Source organism: Cereibacter sphaeroides 2.4.1, assembly GCF_000012905.2.
GTDB classification, from domain to species: domain Bacteria; phylum Pseudomonadota; class Alphaproteobacteria; order Rhodobacterales; family Rhodobacteraceae; genus Cereibacter_A; species Cereibacter_A sphaeroides.
In genome coordinates, this window is record NC_007493.2 from 1,575,575 (window position 1) to 1,597,226 (window position 21,652).

20 protein-coding genes are annotated in these 21,652 nt (G+C 70.3%); 10 read left to right on the forward strand and 10 right to left on the reverse strand.

What is annotated here, in order from left to right; all coding sequences use genetic code 11:
• The first annotated feature begins 89 nt into the window (after nucleotides 1-89).
• From lptF to rsmA, 6 genes are all read left to right on the forward strand, one after another.
• Complete coding sequence (gene lptF, locus RSP_RS07615) at nucleotides 90-1,220, forward strand: LPS export ABC transporter permease LptF (protein WP_011337830.1); 1,131 nt, start codon at nucleotides 90-92, stop codon at nucleotides 1,218-1,220.
• Nucleotides 1,217-2,311, forward strand: coding sequence for an LPS export ABC transporter permease LptG (gene lptG / locus RSP_RS07620; protein ID WP_002720056.1), 1,095 nt, complete (start codon nucleotides 1,217-1,219; stop codon nucleotides 2,309-2,311). Before lptF ends, lptG begins: the two co-directional genes overlap by 4 nt.
• A complete protein-coding gene (locus RSP_RS07625; RefSeq protein ID WP_011337831.1) occupies nucleotides 2,311-4,455 on the forward strand; it encodes an LPS-assembly protein LptD in 2,145 nt (714 codons plus the stop codon). Before lptG ends, RSP_RS07625 begins: the two co-directional genes overlap by 1 nt.
• Before the next feature lie 106 nt (nucleotides 4,456-4,561).
• Entirely contained in the window at nucleotides 4,562-5,779 is a 1,218-nt protein-coding gene (locus tag RSP_RS07630; protein ID WP_023003627.1) for a peptidylprolyl isomerase, read from the forward strand.
• Nucleotides 5,776-6,744 (forward strand): 4-hydroxythreonine-4-phosphate dehydrogenase PdxA, encoded by a 969-nt coding sequence (gene pdxA / locus RSP_RS07635; RefSeq protein ID WP_011337833.1) that lies wholly within the window; start codon nucleotides 5,776-5,778, stop codon nucleotides 6,742-6,744. The genes RSP_RS07630 and pdxA overlap by 4 nt, the downstream gene beginning before the upstream one ends.
• A 77-nt stretch (nucleotides 6,745-6,821) precedes the next feature.
• Entirely contained in the window at nucleotides 6,822-7,658 is an 837-nt protein-coding gene (rsmA, locus tag RSP_RS07640) for a 16S rRNA (adenine(1518)-N(6)/adenine(1519)-N(6))-dimethyltransferase RsmA (protein WP_011337834.1), read from the forward strand.
• Nucleotides 7,659-8,102: 444 nt separating this feature from the next.
• Here rsmA and RSP_RS07645 read toward each other — a convergent pair whose 3' ends face one another.
• The 6 genes from RSP_RS07645 to RSP_RS07670 form a co-directional block, all read right to left on the reverse strand.
• Nucleotides 8,103-8,930 (reverse strand): DUF4167 domain-containing protein, encoded by an 828-nt coding sequence (locus RSP_RS07645; RefSeq protein WP_011337835.1) that lies wholly within the window; start codon nucleotides 8,928-8,930, stop codon nucleotides 8,103-8,105.
• Between the two features lie 257 nt (nucleotides 8,931-9,187).
• Complete coding sequence (prmC, locus tag RSP_RS07650) at nucleotides 9,188-10,024, reverse strand: peptide chain release factor N(5)-glutamine methyltransferase (RefSeq protein ID WP_011337836.1); 837 nt, start codon at nucleotides 10,022-10,024, stop codon at nucleotides 9,188-9,190.
• A complete protein-coding gene (gene prfA, locus RSP_RS07655; RefSeq protein ID WP_011337837.1) occupies nucleotides 10,021-11,076 on the reverse strand; it encodes a peptide chain release factor 1 in 1,056 nt (351 codons plus the stop codon). The genes prmC and prfA overlap by 4 nt, the downstream gene beginning before the upstream one ends.
• Before the next feature lie 146 nt (nucleotides 11,077-11,222).
• Nucleotides 11,223-11,675: a DUF1499 domain-containing protein gene (locus RSP_RS07660; RefSeq protein WP_017140217.1), complete on the reverse strand. Its 453-nt coding sequence runs from the start codon at nucleotides 11,673-11,675 to the stop codon at nucleotides 11,223-11,225.
• A complete protein-coding gene (gene speB / locus RSP_RS07665; RefSeq protein ID WP_011337839.1) occupies nucleotides 11,672-12,637 on the reverse strand; it encodes an agmatinase in 966 nt (321 codons plus the stop codon). The genes RSP_RS07660 and speB overlap by 4 nt, the downstream gene beginning before the upstream one ends.
• 272 nt (nucleotides 12,638-12,909) lie before the next feature.
• Nucleotides 12,910-14,076, reverse strand: coding sequence for a M20 aminoacylase family protein (locus RSP_RS07670; RefSeq protein ID WP_002720066.1), 1,167 nt, complete (start codon nucleotides 14,074-14,076; stop codon nucleotides 12,910-12,912).
• Between the two features lie 211 nt (nucleotides 14,077-14,287).
• On the opposite strand from RSP_RS07670, the gene mazG reads away from it, so the two are divergent.
• From mazG to RSP_RS07685, 3 genes are all read left to right on the forward strand, one after another.
• On the forward strand, nucleotides 14,288-15,094 hold the full coding sequence (mazG, locus tag RSP_RS07675; protein ID WP_011337840.1) for a nucleoside triphosphate pyrophosphohydrolase: 807 nt from the start codon (nucleotides 14,288-14,290) through the stop codon (nucleotides 15,092-15,094).
• 262 nt (nucleotides 15,095-15,356) lie between these two features.
• Nucleotides 15,357-16,367 (forward strand): Fe(3+) ABC transporter substrate-binding protein, encoded by a 1,011-nt coding sequence (locus tag RSP_RS07680; RefSeq protein WP_011337841.1) that lies wholly within the window; start codon nucleotides 15,357-15,359, stop codon nucleotides 16,365-16,367.
• Nucleotides 16,368-16,593: 226 nt separating this feature from the next.
• Nucleotides 16,594-17,535 carry a nucleoside hydrolase gene (locus RSP_RS07685; RefSeq protein WP_011337842.1) on the forward strand — a complete coding sequence of 314 codons (942 nt, stop codon included), beginning with the start codon at nucleotides 16,594-16,596 and terminating at the stop codon, nucleotides 17,533-17,535.
• Nucleotides 17,536-17,602: 67 nt separating this feature from the next.
• On the opposite strand, the gene RSP_RS07690 is transcribed toward RSP_RS07685, so the two are convergent.
• Nucleotides 17,603-18,643, reverse strand: coding sequence for a sensor histidine kinase (locus tag RSP_RS07690; RefSeq protein WP_011337843.1), 1,041 nt, complete (start codon nucleotides 18,641-18,643; stop codon nucleotides 17,603-17,605).
• A gap of 331 nt (nucleotides 18,644-18,974) precedes the next feature.
• Between RSP_RS07690 and RSP_RS07695 the strand changes: the two genes are divergently transcribed.
• Nucleotides 18,975-19,220, forward strand: coding sequence for a hypothetical protein (locus tag RSP_RS07695; protein ID WP_002720071.1), 246 nt, complete (start codon nucleotides 18,975-18,977; stop codon nucleotides 19,218-19,220).
• 4 nt (nucleotides 19,221-19,224) lie between these two features.
• On the opposite strand, the gene RSP_RS07700 is transcribed toward RSP_RS07695, so the two are convergent.
• The 3 genes from RSP_RS07700 to gmk form a co-directional block, all read right to left on the reverse strand.
• Complete coding sequence (locus RSP_RS07700; protein ID WP_011337844.1) at nucleotides 19,225-20,418, reverse strand: trans-sulfuration enzyme family protein; 1,194 nt, start codon at nucleotides 20,416-20,418, stop codon at nucleotides 19,225-19,227.
• 82 nt (nucleotides 20,419-20,500) lie between these two features.
• Nucleotides 20,501-21,019: a gamma carbonic anhydrase family protein gene (locus RSP_RS07705; RefSeq protein ID WP_011337845.1), complete on the reverse strand. Its 519-nt coding sequence runs from the start codon at nucleotides 21,017-21,019 to the stop codon at nucleotides 20,501-20,503.
• Nucleotides 21,016-21,651 carry a guanylate kinase gene (gmk, locus tag RSP_RS07710; protein ID WP_011337846.1) on the reverse strand — a complete coding sequence of 212 codons (636 nt, stop codon included), beginning with the start codon at nucleotides 21,649-21,651 and terminating at the stop codon, nucleotides 21,016-21,018. The genes RSP_RS07705 and gmk overlap by 4 nt, the downstream gene beginning before the upstream one ends.
• Nucleotide 21,652 lies beyond the last annotated feature (1 nt).

Consider the following 21,652-nt stretch of genomic DNA (forward strand, 5'->3'; position numbering starts at 1 on the left):
CGCCCGAGCGCCAGATACCAGTTTTCCCCGGCGGCGATTTCCGGTAGCGTCCCGGAAACCCCGGGGACAACGGACAGGACGAGCGAGGCGTGGCTAGATTCGACAGATATCTCCTGTCGCAACTCGTGGCGCTGTTCGGCTTCTTTTCGCTGGTTCTGGTGCTCGTCTACTGGATCAATCGCGCCGTCGGCCTGTTCGACGACCTGATCTCGGACGGCCAGTCGGCGCTGGTCTTCCTCGAATTCTCGCTCCTCGCGCTGCCCAACGTGATCCGGCTCGTGCTGCCGCTCTCGGCCTTCGCGGCCACGATCTATGTCGTGAACCGCCTGAGCCAGGAATCGGAACTGGTGGTGATGCAGGCCACGGGCTTCTCGGCCTTCCGCCTCGCGCGGCCGGTGATCTGGTTCGGGCTGATCGTGGCGCTCATGATGATCGTGCTGATGAACCTGCTGGTGCCCGCCAGCCGCGCGACCCTCTCGGCCCGTTCGGCCGAGATCTCGCAGAATGCGACCGCCCGCTTCCTGCGTGATGGCGAGTTCCTGCATCCCGCCGACGGGGTGACGCTCTATATCCGCGAGGTGACCGAGACGGGCGAGCTGCGGGACCTGCTGCTCGTGGACGACCGCGACCCTGCGCGCTCGACCGCCTATACGGCGCGACGCGCGCTGCTCGTGCGCACCGACACGACACCGAAGCTTCTGATGATCGACGGCAGCGCCCAGACCCTCACCCGCGAGGGGCGCAGGCTCGAGCTCACCCGGTTCGACGATGTGACCTACGATCTCGGCGCCTTCATGACGGGCTCGGGCCCGAAGCGCCGCGTGCTCGAGGAACTGCCGACGATGACGCTCCTCGCCCCCACGGCAGAGGTGCTGGAAGAGACGCGCTCGACCCGCGCCGCGGCGCTCTACGAAGGGCACAGCCGGATCGGCCAGCCGTTCCTCGGGTTCGCCTCCTCGCTGATCGGCTTTGCGGCGCTGCTGCTCGGCAGCTTCAGCCGCTTCGGTCTCTGGTGGCAGATCCTGTTCGCCGTGCTCCTCCTGATCGTCGTGCAGACCATCAACGTGGCGGCCTCGGGCGTGGGCGTGACCGACGAGCAGCTCTGGCCGCTCGCCTATGCCGCCCCCGTCACCGGCTTCGCGATCGGGATCCTCCTGCTCTGGATCGGACAACGGCCGCGGCGGCTCCGGCGTGCGCTGAACGGGATCTTCGCCTCATGATCCTGTCACGCTACATCGCCCGACGCTTCCTGCGCATGGTGTTCATCGTCTTCCTGGCCTTCTTCGGCCTGATGATGCTGATCGACGTGCTGGATCAGATGCGCCGCTTTTCGGATGAGGGCATCACCCTCGTGCAGGCGGGGCTCCTGTCGCTCCTGCGCGTGCCGGCCACGCTCTATACCATCCTGCCGCTGATCGTGATCCTCGCTGCCGTCGCGCTCTTCCTCGGCCTTGCCCGGTCGAGCGAGCTTGTGGTGGTGCGCGCGGCGGGCCGGTCGGGGCTGCGCTTCCTCGTGGCCCCGATGGTGGTGGCGCTGGCGCTCGGCACGGTGGCGGTGACGGTGCTGAACCCGATCGTCGCGGGCACCTCGCGGCAGTATGATGCCGCAGCGGGCCGGCTCGCCCGGGGCGAGGCGAGCATCCTGTCGATCTCGAAGGAAGGGCTCTGGCTGCGGCAGGGCGGATCGGGCGAGCAGACGGTGATCCATGCCCTGCGCTCGAACACCGACGGCACCCGGCTCTATGCGGTGACCTTCCTTACCTTCGACGCCGAGGGCCGGCCCACCGGGCGGATCGCCGCCGAGCAGGCGGCGCTGGAGCGCGGCTACTGGCAGCTCTCGGGCGCGAAGAGCTGGGATCTGACCGAAGCCAATCCCGAGGCGCGCGCGGGCCTGCCCGGCAACCTCCGCGTCACCTCCGAGCTCACGCGCGAGGGGATCCAGGACAGTTTCGGCGATCCCTCGGCCATCCCGATCTGGGAGCTTCCGGCCTATGTGGCGGGGCTCGAGCGCGCGGGCTTCTCGGCCCGCAAGCACCGGGTCTGGATGCAGATGGAATTCGCCCTCCCCGCGACGCTTGCCGCCATGGTGCTGGTGGCCGCGGGCTTCACCATGCGCCACAGCCGCTTCGGCGGCACGGGCCGCATGGTCCTTCTCGCCCTTCTGGGCGGCTTCAGCCTGTTCTTCCTGCGCAACTTCGCACAGGTGCTGGGAGAGAACGGACAGATCCCCATCCTGCTCGCCGCCTGGAGCCCGCCGCTGATCGGCGTCATGGGCTCGCTCGGCCTGCTTCTGCATCTCGAGGACGGCTGATGCGCTTTTTGCGGACTCTGCTTCTGTCTGCCACCATCCTCGCGCCGCTGCCCGCGGCCGCGCAGGAGAAGGCCACGCTCGTAGCCGACAGCGTGTCGATTGCGAACGACACCACACTGGTGGCCGAGGGCCATGTCGAGGTGCTCTATCAGGGCACGCGCCTCAGTGCGACGCGCGTGCTCTACGATCAGGCGGCGGACCGGCTGACCATCGACGGGCCCATCGTGCTCGACAACGGCGAGGGCCAGATCGTGCTGGCCGATCAGGCAGCGCTGTCGGGCGATCTGGCCAACGGGGTCCTGACCAGCGCCCGGCTGGTGCTCGACCAGCAGCTTCAGCTGGCCTCCTCCGAGCTTGCGCGGGTGGGCAACCGCTACACGGCCCTCGGCCGCACCGTCGCCTCCTCCTGCCAGATCTGCGCGGACAATCCGGTGCCGCTCTGGGAAGTGCGCGCCAGCCGCGTGGTCCACGACACGCAGGAGCGGCAGATCTATTTCGACAATGCCTCGCTGCGCATCGCCGGGGTCCCGGTGGCCTACCTCCCGCGGCTGCGCATCGCGGATGCGACGCTCGACCGGGCCACGGGCTTCCTGCGTCCCGAGCTGCGCACCACGAGCCAGCTCGGCACCGGCGTGCTCGCGCCCTACTTCATCAAGCTCGGCGACAGCCGCGACCTGACGCTCCTGCCCCAGATCACCACCAAGGGCGGCCGCTCGCTCGGCGCGCGCTACCGCGAGGCCTTCTCCTTCGGAGCCATCGAGGCGGAAGGTGCGGTCTCGCGCGACGAGATCCTGCCCGACGACCGGCGGGGCTATCTCTTCGCGCGCGGCGCCTTCGACCTGCCGCGCGATTTCACGCTGGCCTTCCAGATCGAGGAGGTGAGCGACCGGGCCTATTATCTCGACTATGGCCTCGGCGAGAAGGACCGTCTCGCCTCCGGCTTTCAGGTCGATCGGGCGCGGCGGAACGAGTACATCTCGGGGCGCATCCTGAAATTCCGCACGCTGCGCGAGGATGAGGACAACGATACGATCCCCTCCCTCGTGGCGGACGCGACCTTCCACCGACGCTTCGGCTTCGGACCGCTCGGCGGCGAGGGCGGGATCCGCTTCTCGACCCACAGCCACCGGCGCGACTCGACCGATCCGCTCGACAGCGACCTCGACGCCGATACGATCGCCGACGGACGCGACATGTCGCGGGCCTCGGTGCTGGTGGACTGGCGCCGCAACTGGATGCTCGGCGGCGGGATCCTCGGCTCGGCGCTGGCCGAGATCGGCGCCGACGCCTACGACATCTCGCAGGACGCCGCCTGGGAAGGCTCGGACACGCGGATCCATGGCGCCGGCGGCATCGAGCTGCGCTGGCCCTGGGTGCGCAGCAGCGCGAGCGGCGCCAGCGACGTGATCCAGCCGGTGCTGCAGGCGGTCTGGGCCGATACATCCGGCGACCGCATCCCGAACGAGGATTCGGTCCTGGTGGAATTCGACGAAGGCAGCCTCTTCTCGCTCGACCGATTCCCCGGCTCGGACGCGGTCGAGGACGGCGGGCGCGCGGCCATCGGCGTGAACTGGACGCGCTACGATCCGGCAGGCTGGTCGCTGGGCGCCACCCTCGGTCAGGTGATCTGGCAGGAGGAGGATCCCGGCTTCTCCGAGGCCTCCGGCTTCGACGGCAATCAGTCGGACTGGCTGGCCGCGCTGCAGCTGTCGCTGCAGAACGGGCTCACCCTCACCCAGCGCACCATCGTCGACAAGGACTTCGGCGTGACCAAGGCCGAATGGCAGATCGACCTCGACCGCGACCGCTACGGCATCACCTCGCGCTATGTCCGCATCCGCGAGAGCACCGAGGAGGCGCGGCCGGATCCGGTCGAGGAACTGACGCTCGACACGCGCTACCGGCTGACCGACGCCTGGACCGCAAACGCCGAGGGCCGCTACGATTTCGAGGCCGACCGCACGGCGCGGGCCGGGGTCGGGCTCGAGTTCCGGAACGAGTGTCTGAAGGTGGATCTTTCCCTCTCGCGTCGGTTCACTTCCTCGACTAGTGTGACGCCGAGCACGGATTTCGGCCTGTCGGTCGATCTCATCGGCTTCGGCAGCGGAGCGACCCCTGGCCCGTCGCGGGTCTGCCGCAGGTGAGGCAGACGCACGGGACATGTCGCGCAGGCTGCCGGCAGAAGCCGGATCGTCGCGACCAAGAGCACCGAACCCTCGGGACCAAGAGCAGAAGACGGCTGACGGACAGATGAAGACTTTCGTTTCCCATTGCCTCGCCCTCGTCGTGGCGGCAGGCCTGACGTTCACCAGCGCCCCCGGCGCGCTGGCCCAGAACCTGTTCGCGCCGCGTCTCGTGGTGAACGACCGGGTCATCACCAACTACGAGTTCGAGCAGCGGGTGCGCTTCCTCACCATTCTCGGCGCGACCGGGGATGTCGAGAAGCAGGCGATGGACGCGCTTATCGAGGACAAGATCCGCTTCGATGCCGCCGAGCAGGCGGGCCTCAAGGCCACCGAGGAGCAGATCAAGGAGGGGATGGAGGAATTCGCCGGCCGCGCGAACCTTTCGGCCGAGCAGTTCGCCGCCGAGCTCGGCAAGGCGGGCGTCGCGGTCGAGACCTTCCGCGACTTCGTCCATGCGGGCCTGATCTGGCGCGAGCTGATGCGGGCCAAGTTCGGCGCCGTCGCCCGCCCGACCGAGACGGCCATCGACCGCGCCATCACGCGCCAGACCAGCCGCGCCTCGATCCGGCTCCTGCTCTCCGAGATCATCATTCCGGCCCCGCCCGGGCAGGAAGCCGAGGCGCAGGCGCTGGCGGCCGAGATCCGCCGCAACGTGCGCGGCGAGGGCGCCTTCGCCGAGGCCGCGCGGACCTATTCCGCCTCCTCTTCCGCCGAACGTGGCGGGCGCATCGACTGGGTGCCGCTGCAGAACCTGCCGCCGACCCTCGGGCCGATGCTGCTTACGCTCTCGCCCGGTCAGGTGAGCGACCCGGTGAAGATCCCGAACGCGGTCGCGCTGTTCCAGCTGCGCGGCCGGGACGAATCCAGCGCCCCCCCGCCCGAGGGCATCGAGCTCGAATATGCCGAGCTCTTCCTGCCCAACGACGCGGAGTTCGCGGCCGAGCTCGGCCGGATCACCTCGCGGGCGGACGATTGCGACGACCTCTATACGGTGATGAAGGGCGCGACGGAGCAGCAGCTGCGCCGCACCACCCTGCCGCTGGCGCAGGTGCCGCAGGATGTCGCGCTGGAGCTGGCCGGCCTCGATGCAGGTGAGGTTTCGAGCTCGGCCCTGCCCGGGGACACGCGCCGGGTGCTGATGCTCTGCGCGCGCCGTCCGGTCTCGGCCGAACCCATCGACCGCGGCCGGCTGGCGCAGGCGCTGGCGAACCAGTCGATCTCGGCCTCGGCCGACGCCTACATGGCCGATCTGCGCGCCAACGCGATCATCCGCCAGCCGTGATCGCGCCGATCGCCCTCACCTGCGGCGAGCCCGCGGGCATCGGCCCCGAGATTGCCGTCAAGGCCCGGCAGGCGCTGGGGAAGCGGCTGCCCTTCTTCTGGATCGGCGATCCGGCGCACCTGCCCGAGGGCAGCGCATGGCAGGGGATCACGGCGCCCTTCGAAGCGGCCGAGGTTCCGGCCGAGGCGTTGCCCGTGCTTTTGCACCGCTTTCCCGACCCGCAGCCGCCGGGGCAGCCCACGCCCGGCAATGCGGCCGAGGTGGTGGCGGTCATCGCCCGCGCGGTCTCGCTCGTCCAGTCCGGGGCGGCCTCGGCGATCTGCACCTCGCCCATCCACAAGAAGGCGCTGAAGGACGGCGCGGGCTTTGCCTTTCCCGGCCACACGGAGTTCCTCGCCTCGCTCGCGGGCGTGGATCAGGTGGTGATGATGCTGGCCTGCCCGGGGCTGCGTGTCGTGCCCGCGACGATCCACATCCCCCTGGCCGAGGTGCCCGCGACCCTGACGCAGGAGCTGCTCGACAGTGTGCTCTCCATCACCGACGCGGCGCTTCGCCGGGACTTCGGCATCGCCGCGCCCCGGATCTGGGTGACGGGGCTCAATCCCCATGCCGGAGAGGGCGGGGCCATGGGCGCCGAGGATGCGGCGGTGATCGCTCCGGTGATCGAGCGGCTGCGGGCCAAAGGGCTGCGGCTGACCGGGCCGCTGCCCGCGGACACGATGTTTCACGGAGGCGCCCGGGCGCGCTACGACTGCGCGGTGGCCATGTATCACGATCAGGCGCTGATCCCGATCAAGACCATCGATTTCGCGGGCGGGGTGAATGTGACGCTGGGCCTGCCCTTCATCCGCACCTCGCCCGATCACGGCACGGCCTTCGACATCGCGGGCAAGGGCGTGGCCGATCCGTCGAGCCTCGTCGCGGCGCTCGAGATGGCTTCGGAGATGGCGCAGGCGCGCGGCTGATAGCCCGCCGCGGGGGTTTTGCACCCCCGCACCCCCGCAGGATATTTGGACAGAGTGAAAGAGGCGGAGGGCTGACATTGGCCTCGATTGACGGACTGCCGCCCCTGCGCGAGGTGATCCGGGCGCACGGGCTTTCGGCGAAGAAGCAGCTCGGGCAGAACTTCCTGCTCGACCTGAACCTCACGGCGAAGATCGCGCGGCTGGCGGGCGACCTGACGAATTCGGACGTGCTCGAGGTCGGCCCCGGGCCGGGCGGTCTTACCCGCGGGCTGCTGGCCGAGGGGGCGCGGCGCGTGCTTGCCATCGAGAAGGACGCGCGCTGCCTGCCCGCTCTGGCCGAGGTCGCCGCCGCCTGGCCCGGGCGGCTCGAGGTGCTGAATGCCGATGCGCTCGAGGTGGATGTCGCGGCGCGGCTCACGCCGCCGATCCGGATCGTGGCGAACCTGCCCTATAATGTGGGCACCGAGCTTCTGACGCGCTGGCTCTCGTCGGACTGGCCGCCCTTCTGGGAGAGCCTGACACTGATGTTCCAGAAGGAGGTGGCCGAGCGGATCGTGGCGAAGCCCGGCTCCAAGGCCTATGGTCGGCTCGCGCTGCTGTCGCAATGGCGGACCGATCCGAAGATCGTGCTGACGCTGCCGCCCGATGCCTTCACCCCGCCGCCCTCGATCCATTCGGCCGTGGTCCATTTCACCCGGCTCGAAGCGCCGCGCCATCCGGCCGATCCGAAGGTGCTGGCGCGGGTGACGGCGATGGCCTTCAACCAGCGGCGCAAGATGCTGCGCTCGAGCCTGAAAGGCCTGGTGCCCGATATCGAGACGGTGCTGCGCGAGGCGGGGATCGAGCCCACGCAGCGGGCCGAGGAGATCCCGCTCGAAGGCTTCTGCGCTTTGGCCCGCCGATTGGCGGGCTGAGGCCCTTTCGGCCGGTCAGTCGCGCGATCTGCTTCCTTGCCTTGCCCGTGGTCTGGCGACGGATCTCGGCGACGCTGCGGGAGAGCCGTCGCCGACCGGAGACCCGAGGCTCCGGGTGCCATGGCATGCGGCCTGCGCCGAGGGGCGGGCGGTGAGGCCTGCGGACGGCCAGCGAGGCCCGTGAGGTGATCCGGTCCGCAGGCAGCGAGTGGCCCGGAAGCCATTCGGCCACCCGATGCCTGCCCGTTGGCGGGAGCGATCGATGGTGTTGAAGGAGAAGGTCGCACCGACTGGTGCCGGTCGGCTGTCCCGCCGCTTCAGCGCGCTGCCGGAAGGGCGCGGATCCACCATGGCGGACGGGCCGCGGCCGGGCCGACGGGCCCCGCGATCCGGGGAGGCGACCTGCGGGGGGCGGCGGCGGGGCCGTGAGGCCCCGCGCCGGTGTCACTCGGCGGCTTCGCGCGGGCCGCTGTCGTCGGGCGAGCCGTTGCCCTCGCCCTCGCGGGCCTTGGGCTTGCGCGGGCCGCGCGGGCGGCGGGGACGCTCGGCCTTGGGCTCGGGGGCACTCTCTGCCTGCGCCCCGGCGGCCGGAGCCTCGGCCGTCCGGGCCGACTCGTCGGCGGAAGACGCCGGAGCGGCTTCGGTCACGGCTTGAGGGGCCGCCTCAGGCTGGCCCGCCGCCGGCTCGGCGGGCTGTTCGGAGCGCCGGCGCTGCGGGCGGTGCCGCGGACGGGCCTCGGGCGTTTCGACGAGGCCGGTCTCTTCCTCGGCATTCTCCGAGAGGTCGATCACGGCATGGGAGCTGTCGGACGTCTCGGGTTTAGCCGGCGGGGCGGCCTCGGGGCGCGGTTCGCGCTCGGCCCGGGGCTGGTCCTGCCGGTCCTCGCGCCGGTCGTCCCGGGGACGATCGCCGCGCTCATGGCGGTGGTTGCCGGGCTGGGACGGGCTGCCGCCCTGCCCCTGATGGCTGGCACCGCCCTGGTTCTGCTGGTGCTCGGACCGGCGGTTCTCCTGCTCGGCCGCAAGCTCGCGCTGCGCCTCGCCGAGAAGGCGGGTGTAATGTTCGGCATGCTGCAGGAAATTCTCGGCCGCGACGCGGTCGTTCGACAGCTGGGCGTCGCGTGCGAGAAACAGATATTTCTCGATGATCTGAGCCGGCGTGCCCCGCACCTTGCCCTCGGGACCGGAGCTGTCGAACACGCGGTTGACGATATTGCCGAGGCTACGCGGGCGGTTCGATTTCGAACGCGAGCGGGACTTGGAGGATCTCATCTTGTCCTTGTATCCAGATGAACTGGCCCTGCCGGTATGCTGCAGCCTTGCGGTGGCCGCTCCCGGTGGCTCGAATCCGATCCGGGGCATAACGTGCATTTCAGGCTTGGCCGCGCGGAGAACGATCACGGGTCACGCGGACCATCCCCTCGGCGCAGTTCCGAGTAACCATGCCGTCGGGTGGCTGGCAAGGGAAAAATGGGGAGAATCTGCGGTTTCGGCAAGAGCGCGACGAATTGACAGGGGGTTCCGGCGCCTCAGGCAGCGGGAAGGCGCGCAGAGACCAGCCGGTCGCGGCCGTCGAGGTCCGGCAGCACGGAGACCCGGGCCAGACCCGCGGCCTCGACGAGCCCCGCCACCGCCCGGCCCTGCGCGGCGCCGATCTCCAGCAGGAGCCGTCCGCCGGGCCGGAGATGGGCCGGGGCACCTCGGGCGATGGCGCGGTAGGCATCGAGCCCGTCGCCGCCCGGGCTGAGCGCCAGATGCGGCTCCCACAGCCGCACCTCGGGGGCGAGGGCAGCCATTTCGTCAGCGGCGATATAGGGCGGGTTCGACAGGATCAGATCCACGCGCTCGGGGACGGCCGCGAACCAGTCCGACAGGCGCAGTTCGAGCCGCGAAGCCACACCGAGGGCCGCTGCATTCTCGGCGGCCACGGCAAGGGCCGCGGGCGACAGGTCGGTCGCAATCCCGTGCGCAGCCGGCCGTTCGGCGAGGAGCGTCACCGCGATGCAGCCGGTGCCCGTGCCGAGGTCGAGGACGGTCGCGAAGGGCTCGGCCAGGGCCGCCTCGATCAGGCCCTCGGTCTCGGGGCGGGGGTCGAGCGTGTCCCGCGTCACGCGGAAGCGGCGGCCCCAGAAGAGCCGCTCGCCCACGATCTGGCCCACCGGCTGGCGGGCGGCCCGGGCCGCCAGCGCGGCTTCGAAGCGGGCGGCGGCCTCGGGCGGGAGCGGGTCGGGCAGATGCAGCGTCAGACGGGCGGGATCGATGGCCATCGCATGGGCCAGAAGGCGGCGGGCGTCGCGGGCGGCCTCGTCGATCCCGGCTGCCGCGAGGCGCGGGACGGCCGCGCGGAGCGCGTCGGCCGCCCTCATGCCTCCATCTCGGCCAGACGGGCGGCCTGATCGTGGGCGGTGAGCGCCGAGATCACCTCCGAGAGATCGCCCGCCATGATCTGCGGCAGGGCATAGAGCGTGAGGTTGATCCGGTGGTCGGTCATGCGGCCTTGCGGGAAATTGTAGGTGCGGATCCGTTCGGAGCGGTCGCCCGAACCCACCTGCGCCTTGCGGTCGGCTGAGCGTGCGTCGGCCAGACGCTGGCGTTCGAGATCGTAGAGCCGGGCGCGCAGCACCTGCATGGCGATCTCGCGGTTGCGGTGCTGCGACTTCTCGGAGGAGGTGACGATGATGCCGGTGGGCAGGTGGGTGATGCGGACGGCGGAATCGGTGGTATTCACATGCTGCCCGCCGGCCCCCGAGGAGCGCATCGTGTCGATGCGGATATCGGCGGCGGGGATCTCGAGATCGACCTCCTCGGCCTCGGGCAGCACGGCCACGGTGGCGGCGGAGGTGTGGATGCGGCCCTGCGCCTCGGTCTCGGGGACACGCTGCACGCGATGGACGCCGGATTCGTATTTGAGCCGCGCGAAGGCGCCCTCGCCCTCGACGCGGGCGGTCGCCTCGCGGATGCCGCCGAGCTCGGACGGGGCGAGATCGAGCAGTTCGAACCGCCAGCCCTGCCCTTCGGCATAGCGCTGATACATGCGCAGGAGATCGCCCGCGAAGAGGGCCGCTTCCTCGCCGCCGGTGCCGGGGCGGATCTCGAGGATGGCGGGGCGCGCGTCGGCCGCGTCCTTGGGCAGGAGCGCGAGCCGCAGCGCCTGCTCCATCCCGGGGATACGGGCCCGGAGGGCCGGAATCTCGTCCTCGGCCAGCGCCCGCATCTCGGGATCGGAGAGCATGGCCTCGGCCTCGGCCAGATCCTCGAGCGCGGTGCGGTAGGCGGAGATCTCGACCACCACCGGCTTCAGCTCGGCATATTCGCGCGAGAGCGCCGCGATCTCGGCCGGGGCGGCGCCTGCCGAGAGGCGCGCCTCGAGGAACTCGAAGCGGCGGACGATCTGGAGGAGGCGATCCATCGGCACCATGGGGGCGGTTTGACCTGCGGATCGGATGGGGTCAAGGGGGACGGGCGGCGGCGGCCCATGGCCGGCCGGAGAGCGGGGGGCTGTCTGCCCCCCGGCCGCCCCGGGCGGGGCGGCTCCCCCCGAGGATATTTGCGCCAGACTGAAGATCAGGAACGCAGCCGGGCCAGCCACTCCTGGCCGCGGGCGCGGTTCACGCCGAGATCGCTCCTGCCGAAGCGCGAGCGGGCGAAGAGCGTGACGTCGGTGCCTCCGTCGTCGGTGGGGACCAGACGGACGGAGGTGAAGTCGGGGAACCCCCACCATTTCGTGCGGGTGATCCAGGTGCGGTGGAAGCCCGCGCCCGCTATTGCCTTGGTGCGGGGCCAGGCGGCGGCGATCTTTTCGAGACGCGCGGCCACCTGATCGGGCGGGAGCGCCAGATGCAGGGGCGCCACATCGCCGCCGGGGGCCGCGAGAAAGCTGTTGTCGGCGCCCCGCTCGGTCACCTGCAGCGGATCGGCGTGCCAGGCCCCGGGCTCATTCGGCGAGAAGCGCACATAGCCCACGAGGCCGCCCACGAGGACGAGGAGGACCAGAAGAAGATAGCTCATCCGTTTCATTCCTTGCGCCTTCTCCAACCGTAGAGACAGATCAACTCGTAAGCCACATGGGCGCCCGCGACGGCCGTAATGCCGGAGGGATCGTAGGGAGGCGAGACCTCGACCACATCGCCCCCCACGAGGTTCAGGCCCGCGAGATCGCGGAGGATCGCCGCGGCCTGCCAGGAGGCGAGGCCGCCCCAGACCGGCGTGCCGGTGCCCGGCGCGAAGGCCGGGTCGAGCGCGTCGACGTCGAAGGTGAGGTAGGTGGGATGGTGGCCCACGATCGCATGCACCCGCGCCGCGACCGCGGCCGGGCCCTGTTCGTGCGCCGTCCGCGCGTCGATCACGTTCATGCCCAGCCAGTCGGGCGTGTCGGTGCGGATGCCCACCTGCACGGACCGGGCCGGATCGACGAGGCCCTCCTTCACCGCCTTGTACATGAAGGTGCCATGGTCGATCCGGCCCGGATCGTCATCGACCCAGAGATCGGAATGGGCATCGAACTGCACCACCGAAAGCGGCCCGAACACCGCCGCATGGGCGCGCAGGATCGGCAGGGTGATCGAATGATCGCCGCCGAGCGTGAGCGCGCCCGCGCCCGCCGCGAGGATGCCCGCGACATGGGCGGTGAGGCGGGCGGGAAACTCGGCCGTGCGGGCATAGTCGAAGGCGAGGTCGCCGTAATCGACCACCGTCAGCTCTTCCAGCGGATCGAAGCCCCAGCCGAACGGCCGGTCGTAGGGCTGAAGCGTCGAGGCTTCGCGGATCGCGCGGGGTCCGAAGCGGGTGCCGGTGCGATTCGTCACCGCCTGATCGAAGGCCACGCCGGTGATCGCCAGATCGACCCCCGTCAGGTCCTTCGTGTAGCGGCGGCGCAGGAAGCTCGTGGCCCCGGCAAAGGCGTTCTCGTAGGCGTAGCCGCGGGGGCCGCGGCCCCCGAAGGCGACGTCCACCTCGTTCTTCGCATCCTCAAGCGCCATCTGTCTCCCTCGGCCGGCAATCGCGGCGCAGTCTAGTCATGCGCGCGCCCGGCGCCAGCCCCTTCCGGGCCGCAGCCGCGCCTCCTGCGCAGGCCGCCGCGCATCGCGCCACGGGCCTCTGCCGCCGCCCCGTCGCTTGTCAGGGGCGGGTCCCCGGCCTGTCGCACCCAGATCCATCCGCGGTCGGCCGAGGGGACCCTGGGCGCACCGGTCGGGCGGTGAGACCTGTCCATCGCAGCGGCCGACGCCTGTGTCGGCGTCCGGCGCGCGGGTCACGCCTCGAGCGGCTGGGCGCGTTCCACGAGGCGGGCGAAGAAGCTGGCCCCGAGCGGGCTTGCCGCATCGTTGAAATCGTAGGCGGGATGGTGCAGCCCCGCGCCCGGCCCCGTGCCGAGGAAGAGATAGGCCCCCGGGCGCGCCTCGAGCATGTAGGCGAAATCCTCCGAGCCCATCTCGCGATTGGCATTGGCCTCGACCCCGGCCTCGCCCGCGATCTCGGCGGCCACCTCGGCCGCGAACCCCGCCTTTGCCGGATCGTTCACCGTAGGCGGGTAGCCCAGTTCGTAGTCGATCTCGACCCGCACGCCATAGGCCGCCGCATGGCCCTCGACGATCTCGTGGAAGCGGCGGCGGACGAGGTCGCGCACCTCGGGCGTGAAGGTGCGGATCGTGGCGCAGAACCAGCCGTCCTCGGGGATGATGTTCGAGGCCGAGCCGGTGTGGATCTGGGTCACGGAGAGGACGAGATCGTCGAGCGTGTAGAGGTTGCGCGAGATGATGGTCTGGAGCGCCGAGACCATACCCACGATCGCCACCACCGGATCGACCGTCTCGTGCGGCGTGGCGCCATGGCCGCCCTTGCCGATCACCCGCACCGTGGCCGTGTCCACCGCGGCCATCAGCGGCCCGGGCGCGGTCACGAACCGCCCCAGCGGCACGTTCGGCGCATTGTGGATGCCGTAGACCTGCGAGATGCCGAACCGGTCCATCACGCCCTCGCGAACCATGACTTCGCCGCCGCCGCCATCCTCTTCGGCGGGCTGGAAGAGGAGCGCCACGCGGCCCGCGAATCGCCGCGTCTCGGCGAGGTAGCGCGCGGCCCCCAGCAGCATGGTCACATGGCCGTCGTGGCCGCAGGCATGCATCCGCCCGGGCACCGTCGAGGCATAGTCGGCCCCCGTCAGCTCCTCGATCGGCAGCGCATCCATGTCGGCCCGCAGTCCGATGGTGGGGCCTTCGCCCTGCCCTTCGATGATCGCCACGAGGCCGGAGGTGGCGATGCCCTCGTGGATCTCGTCCACGCCGAAGGCGCGCAGCCGCTCGGCGATGAAGGCCGCGGTGTTCTGGCAGTCGAAGCGCAGTTCGGGGTGACGGTGCAGGTGGCGGCGCCAGGCCGTCATTTCCTCCGCGTAATCGGCGATGCGGTTGACGACGGGCATGGGGCACTCCTGGGCTCAAGGGTCAGGCGGGCAAGGAAGCCCAAATCGGCTCCCGCCGCAAGCCGGATGGCGCTACGTCAACCGGGCCGGACTCGCCTGCAGGTGCCTCGCTCGAGCAGCCGCCCTGCAGAGGGGGCCGCCCCACCGGACGGTTTACCGCTGCCCCGGCGCCCGTTATGCCGGGCCGGACCGAACCCTCGCGAGGCTCTCCATGTCCGATCCCTTCACCGCCGGCCCCGGCCTGCCCCGGCTTCTCGCCATCATGGAGCGGCTGCGCGACCCAGAGCGCGGCTGCCCCTGGGATGTGGAGCAGACCTTTGCCAGCATCGCGCCCTATACGCTCGAGGAGGCGCATGAGGTGGCCGATGCCATCGCGCGCGAGGACTGGGACGAGCTGCGGGGCGAGCTGGGCGATCTTCTCCTGCAGACGGTGTTCCACGCGCGTATGGCCGAAGAGCGCGGGCTCTTCGACTTCGAGGCGGTGGCCAAGGGCATCGCCGACAAGATGATCGCCCGCCACCCGCATGTCTTCGGCGACGCATCGCGCGACAAGTCGTCCGACCAGCAGACGCTGGACTGGGAGCGGATCAAGGCCGCCGAGCGGGCGGGCCGGGCGCAGGCGGGCGTGCTCGACGGGGTGGCGCTCGGCCTTCCTGCCCTGACGCGGGCCGTGAAGCTGCAGAAGCGGGCCGCGCGCGTGGGCTTCGACTGGCCCTCGACCGGCGAGGTGCTCGACAAGATCACCGAGGAGGCGCGCGAGCTGGTCGAGGCGCGTGACAGCCTCACCGCCGAGGAGACCTTCGAAGAATTCGGCGACCTTCTCTTCGTGATGGCGAACCTCGGCCGGCATCTGAAGATCGATCCTGAGGCGGCGTTGCGCGCGGCCAACGCCAAATTCACCCGCCGCTTCGAGCGAATCGAGGCCTGGCTCGCCGAAGAGGGCCGCGGCCCCGAGGACAGCACCCTGGCCGAGATGGACGCGCTCTGGGATCGCGCCAAGGCCGAGGAACGCACCTGAGGGACGTCGAGGCTTCTGGGAATTCCTGCTCGGCCCGTGTCGGGTCAACAGCAGCGTCGGGCGGATCGGGCTGGGCTTGTCGAGTGAGAGCGGCCGTCCCGAAGCCGGAGGGGGAGCTGGAACAGGCTCTGCCGCGGCAGGCGAGATCAGCCGTGACGGCAGCGCTTGCCCCGGGCCGCTTTGTTGACTGATAGACTCAGCGATTGACGACTGCTGCCAACCCGCCTATTGGTCGGGCAATACCTGACAAAAGAGGTCACATATGCGTCACGCCGCTCTTCCGCTGGTAGCCCTTGCCCTTGGCACCACCGCCCTGCCCGCTCTGGCCGACGAGGTGAACATCTATTCGCACCGTCAGCCCGAGCTGATCCAGCCGCTGGTGGATGCCTTCACCGCCGAGACCGGCATCGACGTCAATGTGGCCTTCGTCGACAAGGGCATGGCGGAACGGCTCGTGGCCGAAGGCAACCGCTCGCCGGCCGATCTGGTGCTGACGGTCGATATCGCGCGGCTGATGCAGGTCGTCGAGGCGGGCGTCACGCAGCCGGTTGAATCCGACGTGCTCTCCTCGAACATCCCGGCCGAGTTCCGCGATCCGGCGGGCCACTGGTTCGGCCTGACCAGCCGGGCCCGCATCGTCTATGCCTCGAAGGAGCGCGTGAAGGACGGCGAGGTCACGACCTACGAGGATCTCGCCTCGGACAAGTGGAAGGGCCGGATCTGCACCCGCTCCTTCACCAGCGACTACAACGTGGCGCTGACCGGCGCCGTTATCGCGCATCACGGCACCGAGGGCGCGAAGACCTGGCTCGAAGGGGTGAAGGCGAACCTCGCCCGCAAGCCCGAAGGCAACGACCGCGATCAGGTGAAGTCGATCTGGGCCGGCGAATGCGACATCAGCCTCGGCAACACCTACTACATGGGGCAGATGCTGGCCGATCCCGAGCAGAAGGAATGGGCGGACTCAGTCCGCATCGTCTTCCCGACCTTCGAGGGCGGCGGCACCCACATGAACATCTCGGGCGTCGCCATGACGAAGGCCGCGCCGAACCGCGCGGCCGCGCTGAAGCTGATGGAGTGGCTTGCCTCCGACGAGGCGCAGCGGATCTACGCCGAGACGAACCACGAGTTCCCGGTCGAGCCCGGTGTCGCGCGGTCGGAGCTGGTGCAGAGCTGGGGCGAGTTCACGCCCGACGCGGTCAGCCTCGCCGAGGTGGCCTCGCATCGCGGCGAGGCGCTGAAGCTGATCGAGACCGTGGATTTCGACGGCTGACCTTCCGCAGCCGTCCGGCATCCCCTGCGGTGACGGGCGGTAGCGGCTGACCGGCGCTCCGGCAACTCGCCGGGGCGCTCTGCTTTCCCCTCCTTGCCTGACCCGGCCCGCTGCCCGTCCCACGGCGAACCGCAGGCGTACGGGTCGCGCGGATCCTCCCCCTGCGTCGCGATGGACAAGCGCCGCGTCCTGCGCTTTGGTGCCCGGACCCAGCTCAGGAGACGCCATGACCCCGCCCCGCCGGATCATCATCGACACGGACCCCGGACAGGACGACGCCGTGGCGATCCTGCTCGCGCTGGCCAGCCCCGAACTCGAGGTGCTGGGCATCACCGCCGTGGCGGGCAACGTGCCGCTGCGGCTCACCGAGCGCAATGCGCGCATCCTCTGCGAGATCGCGGGCCGGACCGACATTCCCGTCTTCGCGGGCTGCGACGCGCCGCTGGCTCGGCCCCTCGTCACGGCCGAGCATGTCCACGGCAAGACCGGCCTCGACGGGCCGGCCCTGCCCGACCCCACCCTGCCCCTGCAGGAGCGCCACGCGGTCGATTACCTGATCGAGACGCTGCGATCCGAGCCCGCAGGCAGCATCACGCTCTGCCCGCTCGGTCCCCTCACCAACATCGCGGCCATGCTTCAGCGCGCGCCGGACGTGGCGCCGCGCATCCGCGAGATCGTGCTGATGGGCGGGGCCTATTTCGAGGTGGGCAACATCACCCCCACCGCCGAGTTCAACATCTTCGTCGATCCCGAGGCCGCGGCCATCGTCTTCGGCGCCGGCGTGCCGCTCGTCGTCATGCCGCTCGACGTGACGCACAAGGCCGTCACCGACAGGGCCCGCGTGGCGCGGTTCCGCGAGATGGGCACCCGGATCGGGGAGCTGGTCGAGGAATGGATGGACTTCTTCGAGCGGTTCGACCGCGAGAAATACGGCAGCGAGGGCGCGCCGCTGCACGACCCCTGCGTGATCGCCTATCTCCTCAACCCCGACCTCTTCCTCGGGCGGCACATCAATGTCGAGATCGAGACCGAGGGCCGCTTCACCACCGGCATGACGGTGGCGGACTGGTGGCGGGTGAGCGACCGGACACCGAACGCGCTCTTCATGCGCGACCTCGATGCGGACGGCTTCTTCGCGCTCCTGACCGAACGGATCGCGCGGCTCTGAGGCGCCGGCACCCGCCCGGGTGCGGAACCTGCCCGGGCGCGCCCGCTCTCCGCAGGAGCAGGCCGGGTCAGGCCAGAGGCAGCGTCACGATGAAGCGGCTGCCCTGCCCCAGCTCGCTCTCGATGAGGAAGCGGCCGCGGTGCCGGTTCACGATATGCTTCACGATGGCGAGGCCCAGCCCGGTGCCGCCCTTCTCGCGCGAGCGGTGGTTGTCCACGCGGTAGAACCGCTCGGTCAGCCGCGGCAGATGGATGGCGTCGATCCCCTCGCCCCGATCCACCACCTCGATCCGCACCGCGGGCCCGAGCCGCGCGAGGCCCTCGGCATCGCGGGAGATCCCGACGGTGACAAGCTTGCCCGAAGCGCCGTATTTCACCGCATTCTCGATGAGGTTGTGAAAGACCTGCGTGAGCTGGTCGGGGTCTCCCGGCAGCAGGATCGGCCCCGCCTCGCCCTGACGCTGGATCTCGACGCCCGCGGCCTCGGCCATGGGGCGCAGCGCCGCGATGGCCTGTCCGATCACCGCCGTCACATCCACCGGGGTCTTCGGCCGCACCCTCTCTTCCGATTCCACCCGGCTCAGCGACAGGAGGTCCTGCACCAGCCGGTTCATCCGGCCCGCCTCCCGCGCCATGATGCCGAGAAACCGGCTCCGTGCCGCGGGATCGTCGCGCGCAGCGCCCTGCAGCGTCTCGATGAAGCCGAGGAGCGCCGTGAGGGGGGTGCGCAGTTCGTGGCTCACGTTCGCCACGAAGTCGCGCCGGATCGCGCCCATCTGCTCCTGCTCGGTGATGTCCTCGAAGGCGCAGAGCGCGCAGCTCTCGCCGTGGATGCGGACCGGCGTCACCGTCGCGCGATAGGTCACCTCCCGCGAGGGTCCGGTGATGATGTAGCGCGCGCGCCCCGGCCGATCGAGCCGGATCGCGCCCTCGATCGCATCGAGCAGCGCCGGCTGCCGCATCGCCATCACATAATGCCGCGCCACGCTCGCGGCGCCGAACAGCCGCTGCGCCGGCGCGTTGGCCGCCCGGATCCGCTCATCCGGGCCGATCAGCACGAGGGGCAGCGGCACACCCTCCAGAAGCTGAGTTGCATCCTGCGCCTGCATTGCGGTCTCCCTCTGCCTCGACCCCTTCCTGCCATGCGCCGAGGGTCAGTGCCAGCCGTGCCATTTCCGCAACAGAGGACAGAGAATGCCTCTTCAACCGGACCCGATCGGGAACCTGAACATTTCTTTCGAAACAAATCCGGCGGGGGCAGGTATCGGGGTGAGACGACAGGACGCGAGCAGGCACGGGCGGCCTTGGCTGAGACTGGTCTGGGACGGCGAAAAGCGGGTCGCACCGCTGCCCGATACGGCGGGTCCATCGCGGCTGAGGGACGGTCCCGCCGCCATCCGGCTGATCGCGACCGAGGGCGGACCTCCCGGGCCGTCCTCCATGGCCGAGACCGGTCTCTCGGGCCTCACCGCGCTGCTTCTGGCCGATCTTGCACCCGCGGCTGTCTCGGTGCCGCTGATCGCGGCCGATTGCGACGCCGTGGATCTTCTCCACCGGCTGCGCGGGCTGGGCTATGCGGGGCGCGTGATCGTGCGCTGCCCGCCGCTGCCCGCGCCGGATCTGGTCGAGCGCGAGCTCTCCCGCCATGCGGCGGGCCTCGCCATAAACCTCGTGGCCGGGGACTAGCGCCTCAGGCGTCGCGGGCTGCGGCCACACCCGCGGTGAAGTCGCGGATCAGGAGATCCGCCTCCTCGACGCCCACCGAGATGCGGAAGAAGCCCTCCGAAATGCCGAGCCGCGCCCGCACCTCAGGCGCGACCGCCCGGTGCGAGGAGGAGGCCGGGTGCGAGAGCGTGGTGCCGACGTCGCCCAGCGTGGGCGCGAAGGCCACGGCCGGCATGGCGCGGGTCAGCGCATTGGCCGCCGCGCGCCCGCCCTCGAGCTCGAAGGACAGCATGTTGCCGCCGCGCCGTCCGAGCAGCGCCACTGCTCGTGCCTGATCGGGATGATCGGCCCGCAGCGGATAGATCACGCGCCGCACCCCCGGCAGACCCGCCAGATGATCGGCCAGCCGGGCGGCAGTCTCCTCGGCCCGGTCGTAGCGGAGGTGGAAGGAGAGAAGCCCGCGCTCGGCCAGCCAGCAGTCGAACGGGCTGGGCGTAAGGCCCGTCGTCACCGCGAACAGCTCGACCGCCCGGCGCAGCTCGGCCGTGCGGCAGGCGACATAGCCGAGCGTCACGTCCGAATGGCCGGCCAGAAGCTTCGTCACCGAATGGATCACGATATCCGCGCCATGGTCGAAGGGCCGGATCCCCCGCGGGGTCGAGAAGGTGCTGTCGACGGCAAGAAGGATCCCCCGCGCGCGGCAGAGCGCGGCGATGCCATCGAGATCGGCTACCCGAAGCGTCGGGTTCGAGACCACCTCGATCAGCACGAGTTTCGTCTCGGGCCGGAGCGCCGCCTCGACCGCCGCCGCATCGGTGGCATCGGCGAGCGAGGTGGCGATCCCGAGCCGCGGCAGATCCTCGGCCATCATCCGCAGCGACCGGCCATAGAGCTGGTCGCCGCCCACCACATGATCGCCCGCACGCAGAAGGCCCAGTAGCACCGCCGCCACCGCCGCCATCCCCGAGCCCACGACGATCCCGCCCTCGGCCCCTTCCAGCGCATCGATCTTGCGCGCCAGCACCTCGGCATTGGGATGGCCCTCGCGGGCATAGGTGAAACCCTTGACCTGCCCCGCATATTGCGCGTCGAGCTGGTCGGGGTCGAGCGAGGCATAGACCACCGAGGGCTGCAGCGGCGTCACCACCGGCCGGCTCACGCTCTCGGGCCAGGGCGTCCGGCGCACGAGGCTTTCGGGAATGTCGTCGCGATCGGCCATGGGCGTCTCCTTCAGGCTGCCGGGGCGGCCCCGGCCGAATGGAAAGGGGCGGCCACCCGCCCCCCGTCAGCGGCCGCGCCGGTCAGAGCGCGGTGAGGCCCGCGCGGAAGCGGCGGGCGTTGGCCGCATAGCCCTCGGCCGAGGCGATCAGCCGGGCGCGCTCTTCCTCGGTCAGCTCTCTCACCACCTTGCCGGGAGAGCCCTTGACCAGCGAGAAATCCGGGATCTCCTTGCCCTCGGTCACGAGCGCACAGGCGCCGATCAGGCAGAACCGGCCGATCTTCGCGCCGTTGAGGACCGTGGCGCCCATGCCGATCAGGCTGTTCTCGCCGATGGTGCAGCCGTGCAGCATGGCCTTGTGGCCGATGGTGCAGTTAGCCCCCACCGTCAGCGGATAGCCCATGTCGGTGTGCAGCACCGCATTCTCCTGCACGTTCGAGCCCGCGCCGATCACGATCTCCTCGTTGTCGCCGCGCAGGGCCGCGCCGAACCAGACCGAGCTTCCGGCCTCCAGCACCACCTTGCCGATCACGCTCGCGCCGGGTGCGACCCAGGCCTCGGCATCGATGCGCGGCGCGACGCCGTCCAGTGCATAGATCATCTCGTCTCGAACTCCCCGTTGAGGCCGCGCACGAAGTCCATCAGGTCGGGCTGGCGGTCGCGGCGCAGACGCTCGGCGGAGAGGATCATTTTCAGCTGCTCCTCCGCAAGGTCGAGATCGCGATTGACGAGCACATAATCATATTCCGCCCAATGGCTGATCTCGTCCTTCGAGCGCGCCATGCGGGTGGCGATCACCTCCTCGCTGTCCTGCGCCCGCGACCGCAGGCGGCGGTCGAGCTCACCGATCGAGGGCGGCAGCACGAAGATCGAGACCACGTCGCGGCCGAGCGAGGAGTTGCGGATCTGCTGGCCGCCCTGCCAGTCGATGTCGAACAAGGTGTCGTGGCCCTGCTCCAGCGCCTTCTCGACCGGAGCCTTGGGCGAGCCGTAGAAATTGCCGAAGACCTCGGCATGTTCGAGCATCTCGCCCGCCTCGACGGCGGCGATGAATTCGTCGCGGGTGCGGAAGTAGTAATCGCGCCCGTCCACCTCGCCCGGCCGCGGCGCGCGGGTGGTGGCCGAGACCGAGAAGCGGATCGAGGGATCCCAGGCGGTCAGCCGCTTCGAGAGGGTCGATTTGCCCGCGCCCGACGGCGAGGAGAGGATCAGAAGAAGTCCACGACGGGCCAAG

What these genes read in the sequence shown, in the direction of transcription:
- lptG (WP_002720056.1), top strand. Translation starts at nt 1,217, where the DNA reads ATGATCCTGTCACGCTACATCGCCCGACGCTTCCTGCGCATGGTGTTC.
- RSP_RS07625 (WP_011337831.1), top strand. Translation starts at nt 2,311, where the DNA reads ATGCGCTTTTTGCGGACTCTGCTTCTGTCTGCCACCATCCTCGCGCCG.
- RSP_RS07630 (WP_023003627.1), top strand. Translation starts at nt 4,562, where the DNA reads ATGAAGACTTTCGTTTCCCATTGCCTCGCCCTCGTCGTGGCGGCAGGC.
- RSP_RS07645 (WP_011337835.1), bottom strand. Translation starts at nt 8,930, where the DNA reads ATGAGATCCTCCAAGTCCCGCTCGCGTTCGAAATCGAACCGCCCGCGT.
- prmC (WP_011337836.1), bottom strand. Translation starts at nt 10,024, where the DNA reads ATGAGGGCGGCCGACGCGCTCCGCGCGGCCGTCCCGCGCCTCGCGGCA.
- prfA (WP_011337837.1), bottom strand. Translation starts at nt 11,076, where the DNA reads ATGGTGCCGATGGATCGCCTCCTCCAGATCGTCCGCCGCTTCGAGTTC.
- RSP_RS07660 (WP_017140217.1), bottom strand. Translation starts at nt 11,675, where the DNA reads ATGAAACGGATGAGCTATCTTCTTCTGGTCCTCCTCGTCCTCGTGGGC.
- speB (WP_011337839.1), bottom strand. Translation starts at nt 12,637, where the DNA reads ATGGCGCTTGAGGATGCGAAGAACGAGGTGGACGTCGCCTTCGGGGGC.
- RSP_RS07670 (WP_002720066.1), bottom strand. Translation starts at nt 14,076, where the DNA reads ATGCCCGTCGTCAACCGCATCGCCGATTACGCGGAGGAAATGACGGCC.
- mazG (WP_011337840.1), top strand. Translation starts at nt 14,288, where the DNA reads ATGTCCGATCCCTTCACCGCCGGCCCCGGCCTGCCCCGGCTTCTCGCC.
- RSP_RS07680 (WP_011337841.1), top strand. Translation starts at nt 15,357, where the DNA reads ATGCGTCACGCCGCTCTTCCGCTGGTAGCCCTTGCCCTTGGCACCACC.
- RSP_RS07685 (WP_011337842.1), top strand. Translation starts at nt 16,594, where the DNA reads ATGACCCCGCCCCGCCGGATCATCATCGACACGGACCCCGGACAGGAC.
- RSP_RS07690 (WP_011337843.1), bottom strand. Translation starts at nt 18,643, where the DNA reads ATGCAGGCGCAGGATGCAACTCAGCTTCTGGAGGGTGTGCCGCTGCCC.
- RSP_RS07695 (WP_002720071.1), top strand. Translation starts at nt 18,975, where the DNA reads ATGGCCGAGACCGGTCTCTCGGGCCTCACCGCGCTGCTTCTGGCCGAT.
- RSP_RS07700 (WP_011337844.1), bottom strand. Translation starts at nt 20,418, where the DNA reads ATGGCCGATCGCGACGACATTCCCGAAAGCCTCGTGCGCCGGACGCCC.
- RSP_RS07705 (WP_011337845.1), bottom strand. Translation starts at nt 21,019, where the DNA reads ATGATCTATGCACTGGACGGCGTCGCGCCGCGCATCGATGCCGAGGCC.